This is a genomic window from Alkanindiges illinoisensis DSM 15370, from assembly GCF_000619845.1.
In the GTDB taxonomy this organism is placed as follows: domain Bacteria; phylum Pseudomonadota; class Gammaproteobacteria; order Pseudomonadales; family Moraxellaceae; genus Alkanindiges; species Alkanindiges illinoisensis.
This window is the reverse complement of record NZ_JHUX01000003.1, coordinates 245151-260407: the sequence shown is the minus strand read 5'-3', so window position 1 is coordinate 260407 and position 15257 is coordinate 245151. Positions and strand designations below refer to the sequence as shown.

Annotated in this window: 12 protein-coding genes; 1 reads left to right on the top strand and 11 read right to left on the bottom strand. The window is 45.4% G+C overall.

The window, feature by feature from the left end:
• The first annotated feature begins 334 nt into the window (after positions 1-334).
• Complete coding sequence (locus tag Q337_RS0101335; RefSeq protein WP_156935674.1) at positions 335-1108, top strand: hypothetical protein; 774 nt, start codon at positions 335-337, stop codon at positions 1106-1108.
• A 37-nt stretch (positions 1109-1145) separates the two neighbouring features.
• On the opposite strand, the gene Q337_RS0101330 is transcribed toward Q337_RS0101335, so the two are convergent.
• From Q337_RS0101330 to Q337_RS0101280, 11 genes are all read right to left on the bottom strand, one after another.
• The gene (locus Q337_RS0101330) at positions 1146-1910 is read right to left on the bottom strand and encodes an N-acetylmuramoyl-L-alanine amidase (RefSeq protein ID WP_084494667.1); all 765 of its coding nucleotides are present in this window, start codon (positions 1908-1910) and stop codon (positions 1146-1148) included.
• A 67-nt stretch (positions 1911-1977) separates the two neighbouring features.
• Entirely contained in the window at positions 1978-2358 is a 381-nt protein-coding gene (locus Q337_RS0101325) for a hypothetical protein (protein ID WP_034279148.1), read from the bottom strand.
• A gap of 65 nt (positions 2359-2423) precedes the next feature.
• The gene (locus Q337_RS0101320) at positions 2424-4901 is read right to left on the bottom strand and encodes a phage tail protein (protein WP_034279147.1); all 2478 of its coding nucleotides are present in this window, start codon (positions 4899-4901) and stop codon (positions 2424-2426) included.
• Positions 4898-5320 (bottom strand): NlpC/P60 family protein, encoded by a 423-nt coding sequence (locus Q337_RS0101315; protein WP_026470044.1) that lies wholly within the window; start codon positions 5318-5320, stop codon positions 4898-4900. Before Q337_RS0101315 ends, Q337_RS0101320 begins: the two co-directional genes overlap by 4 nt.
• A gap of 43 nt (positions 5321-5363) precedes the next feature.
• Positions 5364-8489: a pyocin knob domain-containing protein gene (locus tag Q337_RS0101310; protein ID WP_026470043.1), complete on the bottom strand. Its 3126-nt coding sequence runs from the start codon at positions 8487-8489 to the stop codon at positions 5364-5366.
• 63 nt (positions 8490-8552) lie between these two features.
• Positions 8553-9410, bottom strand: a complete 858-nt coding sequence (locus tag Q337_RS0101305) for a DUF2163 domain-containing protein (RefSeq protein WP_026470042.1) — start codon at positions 9408-9410, stop codon at positions 8553-8555.
• A complete protein-coding gene (locus Q337_RS0101300) occupies positions 9407-10054 on the bottom strand; it encodes a DUF2460 domain-containing protein (protein WP_026470041.1) in 648 nt (215 codons plus the stop codon). Before Q337_RS0101300 ends, Q337_RS0101305 begins: the two co-directional genes overlap by 4 nt.
• A 2-nt stretch (positions 10055-10056) precedes the next feature.
• Complete coding sequence (locus Q337_RS18205; protein ID WP_026470040.1) at positions 10057-13815, bottom strand: tape measure protein; 3759 nt, start codon at positions 13813-13815, stop codon at positions 10057-10059.
• Between the two features lie 65 nt (positions 13816-13880).
• Entirely contained in the window at positions 13881-14660 is a 780-nt protein-coding gene (locus Q337_RS0101290) for a hypothetical protein (RefSeq protein ID WP_026470039.1), read from the bottom strand.
• Between the two features lie 41 nt (positions 14661-14701).
• Positions 14702-14878, bottom strand: coding sequence for a hypothetical protein (locus Q337_RS0101285; protein ID WP_156935673.1), 177 nt, complete (start codon positions 14876-14878; stop codon positions 14702-14704).
• Between the two features lie 68 nt (positions 14879-14946).
• Positions 14947-15255, bottom strand: coding sequence for a hypothetical protein (locus Q337_RS0101280; protein ID WP_034279145.1), 309 nt, complete (start codon positions 15253-15255; stop codon positions 14947-14949).
• Positions 15256-15257 lie beyond the last annotated feature (2 nt).

The following is a 15257-nucleotide window of genomic DNA, read 5'->3' as shown; positions in this document are numbered from 1 at the left end:
TGCGCGATTATAGCAGACAAAGAAACCTGCGCTCTGATTTTTTATATAAAGTAGGAAGTCGTAAAACATAAGGTTTTACTTATACTGCAATATGATTAAATTTTGAAAAATGCCTATTCAGAATATCGGTATTAGTAAGTATAAAAGGATATCTTTAAAATTCATGGATAGATCCGATAAATGGACTGGACAATTTTTAAAATAATTATTAATAATTTAAAAAATGTAAGGCCGAATTCCACTAAAAAATAGCGTTGTTTTTTTGAACTTTATTGTGTAGGATTCGCGTCAATTTTTTCATACTTATTTTAATGAAAATAATAGAGAGTATTTAGTGACAACAAATGTATTTGACGGTTTAAATGGAATTATAGCAGCAGATACTCGATGGTCAACGCTGGCACCTTCTAAGTGGATGGTATATATTGACGAGGTCAATTACCCAAAACTCGTGATTAAAGATGTTGAACAGCACGCATTTGGCTTTCTTTTTGCAGGCTCTGGAACAGCTATTCAAAAATGGAAAGATTGGTTAAAAGGAGATTATAGTACTCCTAGACCTTCTGCTCATTCTATGGCTATTTGCATTATTGATTTAGAAAACGGTAAGCATTTTTATCACGAGAATCAAAGAATTTTCCATAAAGATATACTTTCAATCACAGGCTCAGGAACCTTACCTGCAATCACATGCTGGGAAGTTAATAAATGTGCTAAAAAAGCTGTTCATTCAGCTTCACATCGTGATGTACATACTGGAAGCCATGTTCATTTTTACGAAATTGCCACAAGTAGTCACAATTTACCAGAAGCAACAACTGAGATGACGATAGATGATGTTAGCCATGCTATGGCTGTTAAGGGGTTTGTTATGAACAAAGAATTAGGAAAAGAATCTTCTTTTTCAATTACTGCGATTGATACTCATAGTACTTTATCTGCTAACGATGTTGCTGAGATTAAAGAAATTCGTCAGGCACTCGTGCAAGCTAAGTTATCCCCTATGGCCCCTTGTATTGAAATTTATGCAGATCGCACAGAAGAGCAGGAAGATGCTTTAGATGCTGCCTTATCTGAAATGTTTAATCGTAAAATAACTCGTGCATGATGTAAAAAGCCCGATTAATTCGGGCTTTTTTATGCTCTCATGTTAAATTTTCACTCAGTACATCAGCAATGGCCGTAAACACTTGATCCTTGCGGTCGAAGTATTTTTGCAGCTCTGCATCGTTGCTGATGAAAAATAGCTCAAGAATGATGCCTCCGGCACTGACGTAGGCAAGTTTGCTGTGCTGGCCACTGCCTTCATCCTTCCAGCCACCATTGCCACCGCGTACAGGAATATCAAGCACGCTTGAGAGCGCACTACACAGTTTTTGACAGATCGCTTTATCTTTCGATTGAGCTAATGCTTCAACACCGGTGGCCGCTTTACTGGTTGCAGCATTCAAGTGAAACTCGATAGCGATTTTACCCTGTTTGACTAGTGCAGCAGCTTTGCTTAAAGCCTGGTTGTCGTTTCCAGTGCCATCATTAATGACTTTGTAGCCTCGACTGTTCAATATGGCCGTTACGCCGTTACGCACTTCCCGCACAATCCCGGCTTCAGTGAATTTTCCATTACACGCGCCCGGATCTACCAGACTATGGCCAGCAGTGAGCACAATAACCGGTTTAGTGTTTGCTGGTGCACCAGCTGGCACAGATAATACCAGGCCGAGCTTGCCGGCAATATAGTCACCTAAAATGCCATCAGGTTTGACATTGAATTTTTGCTGGTACGCTTTTAGTGCATCTTCAGTCTTTTGGCCAAAGTCACCATCTACCAAATAAATATATAACCCTTGCTTGGCCAGTGCAGTTTGCAATCGTTTGACAGCTGACCCAGTATTACCTTTCTTCAGTAGCATAATATTTCCCTTCAGACATAAAAAAAAGACTTCCTGCAGGAAGTCTTAATGAATAAAAAAACACCGGTTATTTTTGGATCTCGTCCTTCACTTCACGGACAACATCAATAATCGTGGCGCCCTCGCGCTGGTTGATAAAATTGAATATCCAGCGGATCAGCGCCCAGCCCGGCAATCCGCAGGCAAAATAAAAGCCGCCTAAAGCGACCATGCCGTAATAATCATTACCCCAGGAATGAAGCTGGTACTTAATCACCAAAAATGAGCCGCCAGCTAAACTGGATACCACTGTTGCAATCAGCCCAACAGCCCACTCTGGCCGTGTGCGTGGCATCCGAGTCATAATCACAACCAGATAACCCAACACAATAAACAAGCCAATGATCAGGCCAGCGCCATAAGCCTTGAGCAATGCCCCTGCCCCATACGTCGAAACTGGTTCAGACATAAGATTTCCCTTCCATTCAAAATGCAAAAAGCTCCCGATTAGGAGCTTTGAAAAATAAAATTGTTTTAGCCAGCCGCTTGGCTAACCTGTCCTGAATAATTTAGTGCACCAGCGCCCCAAACATCCCGCGCCGCAACCCGAATGTAATAGGTGGCACCACTAGCCAGACCCGTAAAGGTATGGTTAGTACTGTTTCCAGTCCATGAGGCAGCCATTGTGGCAGGATCAAAACCACTGGTTGTTGATAGCCAGACCTGATAGTCCTTCAGGTCTGGTGCACTGCTATTATCCCATGACACACTGATGCTATTTGTTCCAGGAACAGCAATCACATTAACGACTGCTGCCGGCACAGGATTACTGACATTCAGCTCAGCAAAGGCCGAAACACTGCCATTTGACCGGCTGGCCACTCGTACCGTAAAAGCACGCCATGGGCCACCATCAGTAGCAGCATCCTGATAACCATAACTGTAGCTGGTGGATGTCACTTCCACTTCACGCCGCACCACCCCATCTGACAGGATCTGCACCACGTAGCTGCTCGCACCACTGACAAATGACCACTGCACCGTAAAGCTATTGCCATTAAAAGGTGCAACCAATGACAGGCCTGCTGGCCCACCCGGTGCACCGCCAACCAGGGTGTAAGAATAAGCAGCCACATCGGCCAGCTGCTCGTGCTTGCGCTCCAGACTGTTAAAACTGGTAAATTTTAAATAGATGGTTTTACCGATCAGGTTTTTATTCACTGTCGCATTGAAGATGGCACTATCTAACACCACCACACGGGTATTGTCCGTATGTGCCTGGGCATCATTGAAGCGGCCGCGCTCCAGATCCGTCAGCTGGTAGGTTTGCTGGCCAGTTAACGTGGAATTCAGATAAGACAGGTATTCATTACCAACAAGCACCAGGCTTACATCGGCTTCCACTGCCACGGTGCTGGATGAGTAAATTTGCAGGCTGGTGTTCAGCTCAACATATAATGCTGTATCGTCTGCATCGATACTGCCAATAAGCTGGCCATAGCGTGCCGCACCGTAAACAGCCCCTGCTTGACTGAAGCTCTGATTGTCGTAACTCACCCAAACCTGACAGCCACCCCAGTTTGGTCCACCGGCAACAGCCACCCACACTTCATTGTTGCCATCGGTTAATTCCAGCGGTGGCTCAAAAATTACTGGTGCAAATACAGGCCCCGGATCTTCATTGCCGCCCTGATAACCGTTGGACGATTGCAGGTCATAGTTAATGGCACTCCCAACACCGATCACCAGTTCTTCAGCGGTGATTGTCAGCTGGCCGTCATCATCTTCGTCAATGTCCTTAATACGCACTGGAAACTGGTTTAAGCCTAAGGATGAATCTGTCAGGGTGACAATATCCATAGGTTCCAGCCGGCAGTACTTCCAGCCCAGCTCAAACTCATAAATATTCCGGATATGCAGTTTACGCTGCATGCGCAGCTGGACAGCATGGCGGGCAATCACTGGCTCACAAAAGTGGTTCAGCTTGACCGGATCTTCAGTGCGCAGGCCGTACATTTCAATATTGGCCTGGTCCTTAGCCTCTACGATTTCCGTATTGTACTGGTTGTGCCGGTTGACGTATTCAATCTGGCAATGGTTATAGGCATCAGAATCCCGGCTACGCTTGACCCTGACCGGTTCCTCCTGATCCAGGAAGTCATCATCAGTTAAGTGATACACCGGGGTTAAATTCGGTGTATAGGTATAACCGTTGCCAGTGAGTGGTGCATCGCCATACGGAATGATTTTTAAGCCATCAGCGCTGGCCACCACGGCACAATTAACCGATTCCACCAGGTCGTTAATCGCTTCATAGGCAGAGCGCTGTTCAGTAAATGCAGGGCTCACCAACAGGTTGGCAGCAGCACAATACGTTCTGAACTGACTTAAGCTAGCCAAGTTTAAATCAGGCGCCGCACCATAATTGGGATTTTTGATATAGTCATAAATCACATCAGCCGGGTTAGCGTCTAGCACAGTGCTGGAAATGGAGTACTTGCCGGTGACTTCAAACCCATGGTTGGCCAATGTAGCACTTTCGCCCAGGTCATACGCGCCAGAGCAAATATAGGCAAGCCTTGGATACGTTAAAGCCTGATCCGGATGCCGGGAAGTTAAATAACCCCAGACACTGTTATTCTGGCCAGTAAACAGTTCAAGGCCACGCTGGGCCAGTGCCGTTTCTGTTGCGCCACCATTTTGCTTGGCTGTGACCTGATCCTTGTCAATCCAGATGGTGTCTACTGAGGTGATGGACTCCCCAAGTCCTAGCATCAGTGCTGCCTGATAAGTGTAGGTGGTGTTTTTAGTCTTGGTTTTACCCATACCTAAAAAGCCCCCGGATTTACTGGTGGTGGTATGAGCAATGGCATTAAAATCGCTATACCAGAACATATTAGCGGCAACCCGCTGCCGGCCATAAATCAGTGGCAGGCATAAGCCATAGGCTGAGGTCTGTACGCGCAAGCTATTGGATTTTTCTGCCGATATTCTTATTGTACCGCCGCTCATCCCTGATTCTCCCGGATACGCCAAAAACCGGCTAAATTACTGCACAGCCTGCCCTTGGTCGCATCACCCAATATGCAGCCCTGGCCATGATAGGCATGGATAATGGTTGGCCATGCCACCACAATGGCCGCATGGCTAATCGATTTTCCAAAATGAAACAGGGCGATATCGCCCTGTTTTGGTGTAGCTACTGGCTCGGCATATTGTTTCACCCAGTCCAAGTATTTATTGTCCATCTGGTGCATATACCAGTCCGGGGGATATGGCCGAGGATCAACAAAGGGAATAAGGCCTGCTGCATGATAAACCTCACAGAGCAGCATGCCACAGTCCACCCCTACGCCCTTAATCCGCCCTTGATGATGGTAAGGCGTCCCGAGCCAGGATCTGGCTTCAGTAATAATTAAATCAGTTTTCATGGTTTTCCTTATTTAATTAAATAAGTGCGGATTAATATGATTATCAAGTCAAATCAATACCGCCAAATACAATTTCAGCGCCTGATCTTGAATTTAGCGTAACGTGAAAATATACCGTGTCGCCTGCTTTTAGCTCTAAGTCAGCCACTTTCAAGCGGTACAGTGCAGCAATCCCTGTTGCGCTAGACGCAGTTGGGCTAATGCAGGGTATATTTAAGACCTGGCGGCTATTTGTATTTAGATTTACTTTAGTCACTTGCAAATCTATGTACGCATCAATTAAACCCGTGTTTGCTTTAGTTAAAAAATCAGTAAAACTCGGATACTCATAGAAAAACACTTGATTGATGTCATTAACTGCGTTGACCGCGCCTGATGTAAAAGCGGGTGCATTAATGCGCTGGGTATCTGCAACAATAAATTTGTCACCAGCGCCGATACAGCAGCTTTTTTTATAGCCAAAGCCCTGCACACCACCCAGCCACATTGGGTATTTTGGCAACACCGTCAATGTCGCGCCACGGTCTGTACTTTGATACACCGCCTTGTTTGTAATGACATATAAAATATTGTCTTTAAATAACAAGGTCGGATGGTTTGTCGAGCTGGTATCCTTAAACGGATACGCAGTAGAAAAATCAAACGCATACGGCGTTGTGCCTTTATAACGCACTGTAAAGTTCCTGCCCCATACCAGCTCATAATCACCTGTTCCGTATTTAACAATTTCAGGGTTCTGGCGATCATCGTTATACGCATAATTCATATAGTTATAACGACCTTGATCGTCTTTGGTGAAGAGCTGACGGCTTGTGGCTTCGGTTAATCGCATGGTGCTACCGTCAGTGCGCACGACATCCCAATCAATCCCATTATTAGTGCGGACGCAGACAAAAAAGTGACTCTTTTCGTCATTGCGCTCGTTAAAAAACAGGTTAAAAGAGTGGTATGTGTAGATGTACCCATCGTCAATGAGCAAGTACGGGTCATGCTTCCACGGCAAGCGTGTACTCAGTGTCATGGTTTGGCGGTCAAGTGCTGGTGCGCCATTGCTCGCAGGTACGCTTACTTCAAACACATCACCAACGGCAGGGGATGGTAAAAAACAATGCTTGCGCGAGTTGTTGGTAACCAGCGTTTGCGGCGGCAAGCGCAGTGTTGCTGTCGTGTATGACTTGTCAGTTTCATAGACTGAGCGGATACGCTGCCACGTCACCGCATCATTACTGACAAACATATCTTCATCTTCCCACTTTACACCGGATTCCGAGGTGGGCGGAAAAGTAGACGAAATCATCCAGTAATTAAATCCTGCGATGGGCGTTGCGGTATAAGCAATCACTGGGTGCGTTGATAAATCTTTGGGATATTTGTCAGCGTAAGCAAAGCTGTCCGGGTTATCTAATGCCCCGGATGGTACGCTAAATGCACGCGGATGCAGCACGCCAGCAGCCCTCTCGCCATTGACGTATTTTATAACATTGACATTAACCGCTTTGTTGCTGTCGCTAAGCACATCAAACTGGGCATAGATATTATTGCTCGCACTATCTGTCGCCGCCGTACCTTTAACGCCATAACTTGCACCGCGCGGGCCGACACCTTTGATAATCGGTGACACAGTACTCATTTGTGGCTCGCGTACCATGTTTAAGTCAATAAATTGCGATACAACTTTTATGCCTGCATCTTTCAACGCCCCGCTGCTGTTTGCGCTAGTGCTAAATTTATTAATGACGCGCTGGAGTGCTATTGTATATTCGGAGGGTTGATAGGCAGTGGCTACGCTGCCGACCTCAATCTGCACTGGCGCAAATTGTGCTTTTTCCAGCACACCCAGATTGTTAGCAGCCAGTGGGAATACAATATATTTAATCTGCACGTCATTAATTGTAACAGTGACAGTAGTGTCAGTAGTTGTCGTTAAAACTTTGACAAAGTCTGTGCTCGGCACTGTGTTGCTGGCAACACCCATGATGCGGGTTGCCGTTGTTGCCATCATGTCGCGGGGTATGCCGCTAATGGTGTAGGTCTTGCCAAATTCAACCGGAATAAATGGCGATAAAATGTCATTGGCATTGGCACTGATATACACACCGTTGTCGTTTACCCGTGCTTTAACGTTGACATCACCTGTGTAGATGTTTTTTGCTGACACAGTAGGGTTGTTTTCTTTTGATAATTTTACAGACGTATCCTTAAACTTGATGCCGTCTATCTCAGCAACATAGGCATTGCCTTGTGTATATGCCGGATTGAATGCGTCTTTATGCACCGCCCAGTTATAGTTTGTTGTACCACCCGCATTTGCGGTAAAACGCTCATTTACGATTAAATAACGGGCATCAGCGGGTGCAATCGCCTTTTTATATATAATTGCGCTAGTGCTATCCGTTGTACTGCTGTCAGCACCGGATGTTGCAAGCGCGGTTTGCGCCCTGTTTAAAAACGGGTTTTGCGCAAAAAACGCATAGTTCGATCCAGTTGAGCCAGTGTAACGTGACTGATCGTTGTGAATGTATAGCGTATCGCCTGCCTGCACTGGTACAATAACGGCATCATAAACGGTACTATCTGCAATCGTATAATCACCGCGCAAGCCAAAATTTGGGTAGCGTAGTGTTTTTGCGCCGATCATATTGCCATCACTGTACGCATAAATCACTTGCTTTGCGTCAAGTTTTGTGTCGCTGTAGGTTTTTGCTTCAGCAGTTGCAGCAGCTTTGGCAGCATCGCTTGCAGTGCTAATTAGCGTCGCAATCGCGGCTTGTCCAATAACTTTCTCAAATGTAGCAGCAAATTCGCCCGTGCTTAGTGTTGATCTAAAATAATAATAAGCAGCACCGAGCGGTCTAATGATCTGCGATACTATATTTGTGTTAGCACTATTTGTGTTAGCAATCACTTCAATGATGCACGGCCGGCTTTCTGGTAGTCCAACAATGGCCGTAGCAATGGCTGTCGAACGTACAAAGTAATAGCCTGCTGTTTTAAACTGGTCGATATGCGTATATTGGCCACTTGAAATGGCTACCGGTTTAAATAAAGCGTTGTTATTTACATAATCTTTGCTAACAACGTTTTCTACTAATATCTTTAGTGCCGCTTTAAACTGACCTTCAGTAATACTAGGTGCAATAAGGTCATCTGCAACAGGTAAATCAGCCATTGTCATCTCTCCAACAATGAAAAACCCGGCACACTGGCCGGGTATAAAAGAAAATTAATTGAGTTAAACAGCGGTTTCAGGAACCGGGACAAAGGGAAAGCCCCGGAAATTTGACAGGTTATTAAAACGGTTGGTGCACGTATCCATGCGCTTGTCACAGCCTGGATAAACCCGGATCTGGTCACCCACGGCCGGCAACTGGTGCAATGGCAAGGTGAGATGCAGCGCGCCGGACTCATGCAGGCGAATCGTGCGTTTTACCCCAGTATTTATTCCGGATAAAAACTCGACCACACCCTGGGTAAAATAACCCTGGGCATGATTAAGGCTACATTGAATACGGTTGGCCACGGTATTGATTTCCACAGTGGCCAGCTCAGCATACGCGGCTCTGACCAAACCGCAGCCTGAATCAAACAGGGTATTTAAACAGCCAGGCTGGTACAGGTTACGTGGCATCTGCACATTGAGAACTTCCGTATCGGACGCCACTTCAAAGCTGGCACCGGTGCGGTGAAACTCTGGCTCAACCAGCCTACCCTCAAACAGCTTAATAGTGCCAGCGCTGGTATCAGTTGGTGTCTGCCAGTCCATGAAAATACGCTCTAGCTTAAACCGCGCTCCATCAAGGCCACCGTTATGCAGTAACTGAATAAATGGCACGCCATCCAGAAGCACCGTATCATTGACCTTAATCTCAATGTTTAGGCTACTAACCTCAATGCCCGTGGTTTGCTTGATGCCGTCACGGCTGATGATAGGACCATCAGCACGGTACAGCTGGCCAGCCACTGTCAGATCCAGATCATAATTGGTAAACCGGTACACCTTCCCCAAAATAGTGGTCAATGTGTAAAGGTCGGCCATAACAAACTGGTTGGCATCCAGCAGCTGGATCAATTTAGCTGAAGCTGCTCTCATACCTTACTCCCTAGTGAAGCAACCATCTCAATTTTCTTGGCCTCCCAAAGGTTGGCCATAAAATTAGTGTATTGCTGCTCATCATCCTTAAAGCGACACCGGTAATAATATGTACCAGTAACACTTAATGTTTTACCCGCTTCTAAAGGTGTGGCCAGTGTCAACATTCCCTTGCTATCAAGCTGCATATTGCTGGATGGCCACATCAGGTTGCTGGCAGTACCCCACATGAGGGTGCTACTGGCCTGCTTCCACATGGAGGCATCCACAATAAGGCTAAATGGCAGGGTATTTGACAGTGGTATCACACTGTTAAACAGTTTTTTATAGACCTGATAAGTCGTGGTTGACCCATCACCCACAAAGGTACAACTAAACTGGTTATCATCCGGCATAAGCAGCAGGAACGAATCAAACGCCCCACGTCGCTCATAAAAGAATGCTTCCAACTGATCCAGCTCGGTTTTACCACCACGCTGGCGTAAAAATTCAAAGCCCAGGCTAATGGCATATTTTGGCACCGCCTGAAACGATGCCCGCAGTTCTTGGCCATTGACCGAGGTCATCACCTTGGTGTTGAACATCGGTGTCTTGGTCAGGTTCCACGTTAAGCCAGGTAATAGTGGAAAAATTGCATCAGACATGATTACCGGCTCCCAAAATTACGGCCATAGGCCTTTAGGCCAGCAGCCACTGCTCCGGGATTTTGACGTAGCAGTTTTTTGAGGCTCTTGGCATCCAGTGCAGAAATGTTGAACTGATTTTGCTCAACCGTTCCACCCATGGCACCAGATCCGCCCGCAGCAGGTACGCCACCGCTGGCCATATCCCGGATAACATTGGCATAGGGTTTAGGCAATACCATTTCTTCTTCGTGCAACTGGGTGACAGGATTCACACCTGCCGGAATGTCGTAGCCTCCAGATGCTGACTTGATCTTGCCGGCAAGTGCCGCAACAGCAGCAAATGTTCCACCAGCGACTACTGGAGCAATTACAGGACCAACGAATGGAATTTTGGCAATTGATGCATAAGCACTTGCCATTGCTTCCCATGCAGACAACATAATGCCTTTAACGGCTTCCATTGCTTTAAGACCAATACGCATCAGGCCACCTGCTGCCGTTGCGCCTGTACGACTAGCCTCACCAACAATGGTTGCCCCCGTCTGTGCGGCTTGACCAGCAGATTCAGCAGCAACTTCTGTCTTGATCACACCCATCTTGACGAGTAATCGGTGTGCAAGGCCTGCCATATAATGCTTCAAAGGTTCACTGACCATCTTTTGTACAAAGAAAGCGCCCATATCGGCAAAAATCGCATTCATGGCATTACGCCAGGTCAGCGTGCCATTCATCATGGTCTGCAAGCCCTGATCCCACAAATTGCTGACCCGATCCCCTAGCCCACCAAACAAGCGCTCCATCTTCTCAGCCTCTGACTGCATGTCAAAGCCTTTCTGATTTTGCTGATGATCAGCATCTAATTCCGTCATGGAATTTCGAATGGATTGCTTTTCCTTGGGATCTGCATCATTGGTGACTTTATTCTCAGCCTCCCACAGTGCCATACGATCAGCGAGTGCTTGTCGTTTGATCTCATAGCGCTTTTGTTCCAGCTCACGTTCTCGCTGCAACTTTTCACGATCAGAGATCAGATTAAGATTAGCTAAATGATCAATATGAGCTTGCTCAGCATCCAGCTCTTTTTCCTTCTGGGATGACTTAAACTCTCTCGATGTTTTTAAGTTAGCCAAGGCACGCAAAGTCATTTCTTGATTAACTGCTGCTACTTCCTTAAGAGCTGACTTGGCTTGATCTGAATCGTCGCCATACAATTTCTTGTTGGCTAAAACTAGCTGCTCCAATGCTGATTTTTTGGCTTCAAGATTATTACGATATTTTGCCTCGTCATCCTTATATGTTCGGATCTGTTCATCACCCGCTTTCCGATGCAACTTAAGAATTGCATCCTGTAGCTTTTCTTCTACCTGAAAGCGATCGCTGGCTGAAAGTTTACGAGTAGCTAAAATTTCCTGCCAGTAGTCGCGTTCTTGCTCAATCGGAAATTCAAGATTACGGCCAAATGGTACGTTTTCTTTCTGATTGAATTCGTACTTTTTGGCATCCAGACCCTTGTTGAGATCACTCATTTCAGACTTTTCAGCCTTAGGTTTTTTCTCTTTTTCCTTTTTTGCCTTACCAGCACCGACAGCCACCTTATTCACTGCTGAATTGCCAGCAGCACCTGCATTGCTGGCTTTAGGTGACTTCATGGACACATCACCCAGTAGCACATCATCTATGCGCTGACGGCTGTCCTGAGTAATCTTGTTGGCATTATTAACGAAACTGCCATTAAGCAAGGCTGATCCACCAGCAGCAGCTGATAAATCAGATTTCATGCTACGGGTTTCTTTGGCAATCTGCTGAGCCTTGTCTTTCACAATCCCAGCAATCTTATTGGTGCCACTTTCCCAGGCGGAAATAGCACCAGTAAAATCCAGCTGCAATGCCTTCATGGCCACCGTGGCCAGTGTCTTGAGCAGTACAATTAAGCCTTCAACAAAACCGCTTACCGCAATGACTGCTGTATTAATACCAGTGCGGAATAATACAAATGAGGCAATAATAGTGGCCACAGCATCCTGGACTACCGCCTTAATGCCTGCCATCACCAACTGGATACCAGTACGCAACCCAATAAAGAATACGTGCACAACCTTAAGTGAATTTTTAAGCAACTCAAAGAAGCCGATTTGAGCACCAGTACTTTCATTGACCGACCCAGCCAGATCCTGCCAGAGTGTAGAGATTTCACTCACAACATCGCCGACAATACCGACCAGCTCCATAAACAGGCTACCAGCTTCAGACAGCACACCCCCAATGTCAGTAGCCCACTCTTTTAAAGTGCCATCTTTTGAAAATTGCTCAAGCTTGCTAACCATATCCTTGAGGCTATCTTTCAAACCCCCAAAAACATCAGCCTGATTAAGATCATCGACTGTTTTAAAGAAGATGTTTTTAACCTGCTGCCAGACACCGCTAAAAGTCGTAGGCAGTTTATCGGCTTTGGCCATAATGCTGTCATAGCTATTAAGCAAGGCATTGGCCAGTACTTCGCTGGTAATCTTGCCTTCAGAACCCAGCTCCTTCAGCATGCCAAGCGTAACCTTGGTGCTGGCATCAGGAAGTTTTAATGCATTGGCCAAAGTTCTAGCCAAAGACTGGTTATTTTCAAGGATGGATTTAAGCTCGTCGCCTTGTAGGACGGAACTTCCGAGTGCCTGTGAAAATTGCTGGGCTGAAGAAGCGGCCTCCATCGTGGATGCACCAGATAGCTTGGCTGTAGTCATCAGGATTTCAGCCAGCTTTACTGCATCTTCACTCCCTTTACCCATTTCCTGAAGGCTAGGAATCATGCGGGCAGTAGACGCAGCCATATCCTGATAGCCAACCTGTAACCGCTGGGCAGCTGCATATAAGCGGTCTTTGACCTCAACTACTGCCTGCTCTGTTCCCAATAGATCCAGCATACGGCTATTCAGCAGTGCTGCATCATCAGAGGTGGTAATTAAGGCTTTACTCAGCTCCGTTAATTTACTGGTAATAAAACCAGTGGCCATTGCAGCCAGATTGCCACCAAAAATAGCGCCGAACCCGCCGCCACCGCTAGGGCCACCACCACCGCCACCAGCATTCATGGCCGCAATTAACCGGATAACTTCCGCCTTTAGGTTATTAATGGCAGTGATAAGGCCTGTTGCTGTTGCATCGACATTAATATTTAAGCTGCTACCCATCGCACCCAGTATTGCCCGCGCATGGGTAATCTGAGCGTTTAGGTGGGCTAGATCAATACCGACTTTTGCCTTAAATATAGTGGTGGTCAGTGAACGCAGTTTGGCACGTACAGCTGCCAGATCAGCTTGGGTAACAGAAATATTTAACCGCATGCCATTAACTGATGTGGCAAAGAAGCTATTGATCCGGGCACGAATCTGAGCCAGCTCAGTTTGCAAATGTGATCGGTCAAACTTGATTTTGATTGTTCCATTATTGCCAGACAGTCCACTACTGATCTGGTTTCTGATATTGGCCAGCTCAGTAGTATCAACTTTGATTTTGATACTGGCGGCATTACCAGCAGCCTGCACCTGAGTTTTGACCGTATTAACCACGCTTTGCATGGTAGTTTGTAGGGCGGCAGTATCAACGTGAACTTTAAAATCAATATTTTTAAGGGTGTTTTTAATATCATTAAATGCCGATTTAATGATATTGGCTGACTCACGCATGCCTTTTGCAGCATTTTTTACCTTGGTTTCAACATGGGTAATATCATTATCTAAATCACCCGTTGTTCCGGTAATTTTTACTTCAATTTCATTTTGGTCGGCCATTTCCTACACCCAATAAAAAACCACCCGGAGGTGGTTTAATTTAATTAAAACAGTTATAAAACTTTTTACCTTAAAGCGGCATATGCTTTAAGCATAAAACTATAAGCTTCATTAAAGCCATCTAGTGGTATAGTTTCCTCATACATTTCCCCACTCCACTCAAAAAACCTTGTCTTTAAAGTAGTGCCTCTTTTTAACTGCTCAACAATGGACTTACTAGTCGCATTTAGGTAAATACCTCTTGTTGTAAATGAAGGTTTATTATCAACGCGCAGATAATTATTTTGCCGATCATTAAGAGATCCCAAATCCTTGCTAACCGTAGTTCTAAGTCCATTAACGTCATATAAAATAACAAATTCAAATTTGCTTAAAACACATCTTTTTTTATCAGTCATTCGATCTTTTGAACAACTTACGCTCCAAGCATCACCAGTATAATCATCAGTGTTTTCACCAAAAAATCCAACGTACTCTTTTCCACTTTTAGAAACTGACATCAAAATATTATTTTTCTCTTTTGTTTCTAAATATTCCCCTGCTTCCTTATAAAATGCAATTTCGCTATCTGTATAAAATGGCTCTATCCCATAATTTTTATATTCTTCAGGCGATAATATTACAGGCTCATTTTTACTACTAATTATATTCTTTTTAGTAACTGAACTTCCTAATTCTTCAAGCTGTTTCAGTCGGGTATCAGCCTGTCTTTCAATTTCTCCAATACTTTGTTGTATTGAATCATTTTCTGATTGCTTCAGTACTGCAAGTTCATCATTATTTATTTCTGCATAAGTTGTAGCAGATAAAGTAATTCCTAAAAACAAAACTGCCAGATTTCTCATAATTTGATCCTTTTATAATCATGAGGAAATCTAGCACAAACTCAACCCTGCGGGAATTGCTGGGCAAACTCCAGAATATCCATTTCCGGCTCAGCATCTGGCAATTGCTCACCAGATACCGATTTTTCCTCAATTCCCATAAAGCACTGGATCATTAAATGCAACGGGGGGTGCTTGGCCCAGTAAGCATTCATACTGGCCAGCCGTGGTAAGTCCATATTATTTTCTATGTACTCCCACGTATAACCGGTGCATGCAATCAAATGGGCGTAAAGCTCCCCCCAGTTCATTCCCCCTGGGCAGTTTCACCCTGGCTGTTTGCCTTTAAGCCAGATACGCTCATGACCGCACCCATCACTTCCTGCAGCTGATCCATATAGATCATGTCAGCAACCTCGGCGCGGGTAATTTCCGGATAATTACGCTTGAGTGACTTATGCGCCACATCAATGACCGTACCCAGATCCTGCTCAGTAAAACTTTGTAGTTTTGGTAATAGCAACTCCAAAGCGCCCAGGGACAGTGGCGCAAAATACCAGGGCTGGCCATCAATGTGCACTACTGTGCCACGTGGGTTATCAACTTGCTGTACCATGA

Coding starts and splice junctions, on each gene's coding strand:
- Q337_RS0101285 (WP_156935673.1), bottom strand. CDS start 14,878: ATGGACTTACCACGGCTGGCCAGTATGAATGCTTACTGGGCCAAGCAC.
- Q337_RS0101330 (WP_084494667.1), bottom strand. CDS start 1,910: ATGCTACTGAAGAAAGGTAATACTGGGTCAGCTGTCAAACGATTGCAA.
- Q337_RS0101280 (WP_034279145.1), bottom strand. CDS start 15,255: ATGGTACAGCAAGTTGATAACCCACGTGGCACAGTAGTGCACATTGAT.
- Q337_RS0101305 (WP_026470042.1), bottom strand. CDS start 9,410: ATGAGAGCAGCTTCAGCTAAATTGATCCAGCTGCTGGATGCCAACCAG.
- Q337_RS0101300 (WP_026470041.1), bottom strand. CDS start 10,054: ATGTCTGATGCAATTTTTCCACTATTACCTGGCTTAACGTGGAACCTG.
- Q337_RS18205 (WP_026470040.1), bottom strand. CDS start 13,815: ATGGCCGACCAAAATGAAATTGAAGTAAAAATTACCGGAACAACGGGT.
- Q337_RS0101310 (WP_026470043.1), bottom strand. CDS start 8,489: ATGGCTGATTTACCTGTTGCAGATGACCTTATTGCACCTAGTATTACT.
- Q337_RS0101320 (WP_034279147.1), bottom strand. CDS start 4,901: ATGAGCGGCGGTACAATAAGAATATCGGCAGAAAAATCCAATAGCTTG.
- Q337_RS0101290 (WP_026470039.1), bottom strand. CDS start 14,660: ATGAGAAATCTGGCAGTTTTGTTTTTAGGAATTACTTTATCTGCTACA.
- Q337_RS0101325 (WP_034279148.1), bottom strand. CDS start 2,358: ATGTCTGAACCAGTTTCGACGTATGGGGCAGGGGCATTGCTCAAGGCT.
- Q337_RS0101315 (WP_026470044.1), bottom strand. CDS start 5,320: ATGAAAACTGATTTAATTATTACTGAAGCCAGATCCTGGCTCGGGACG.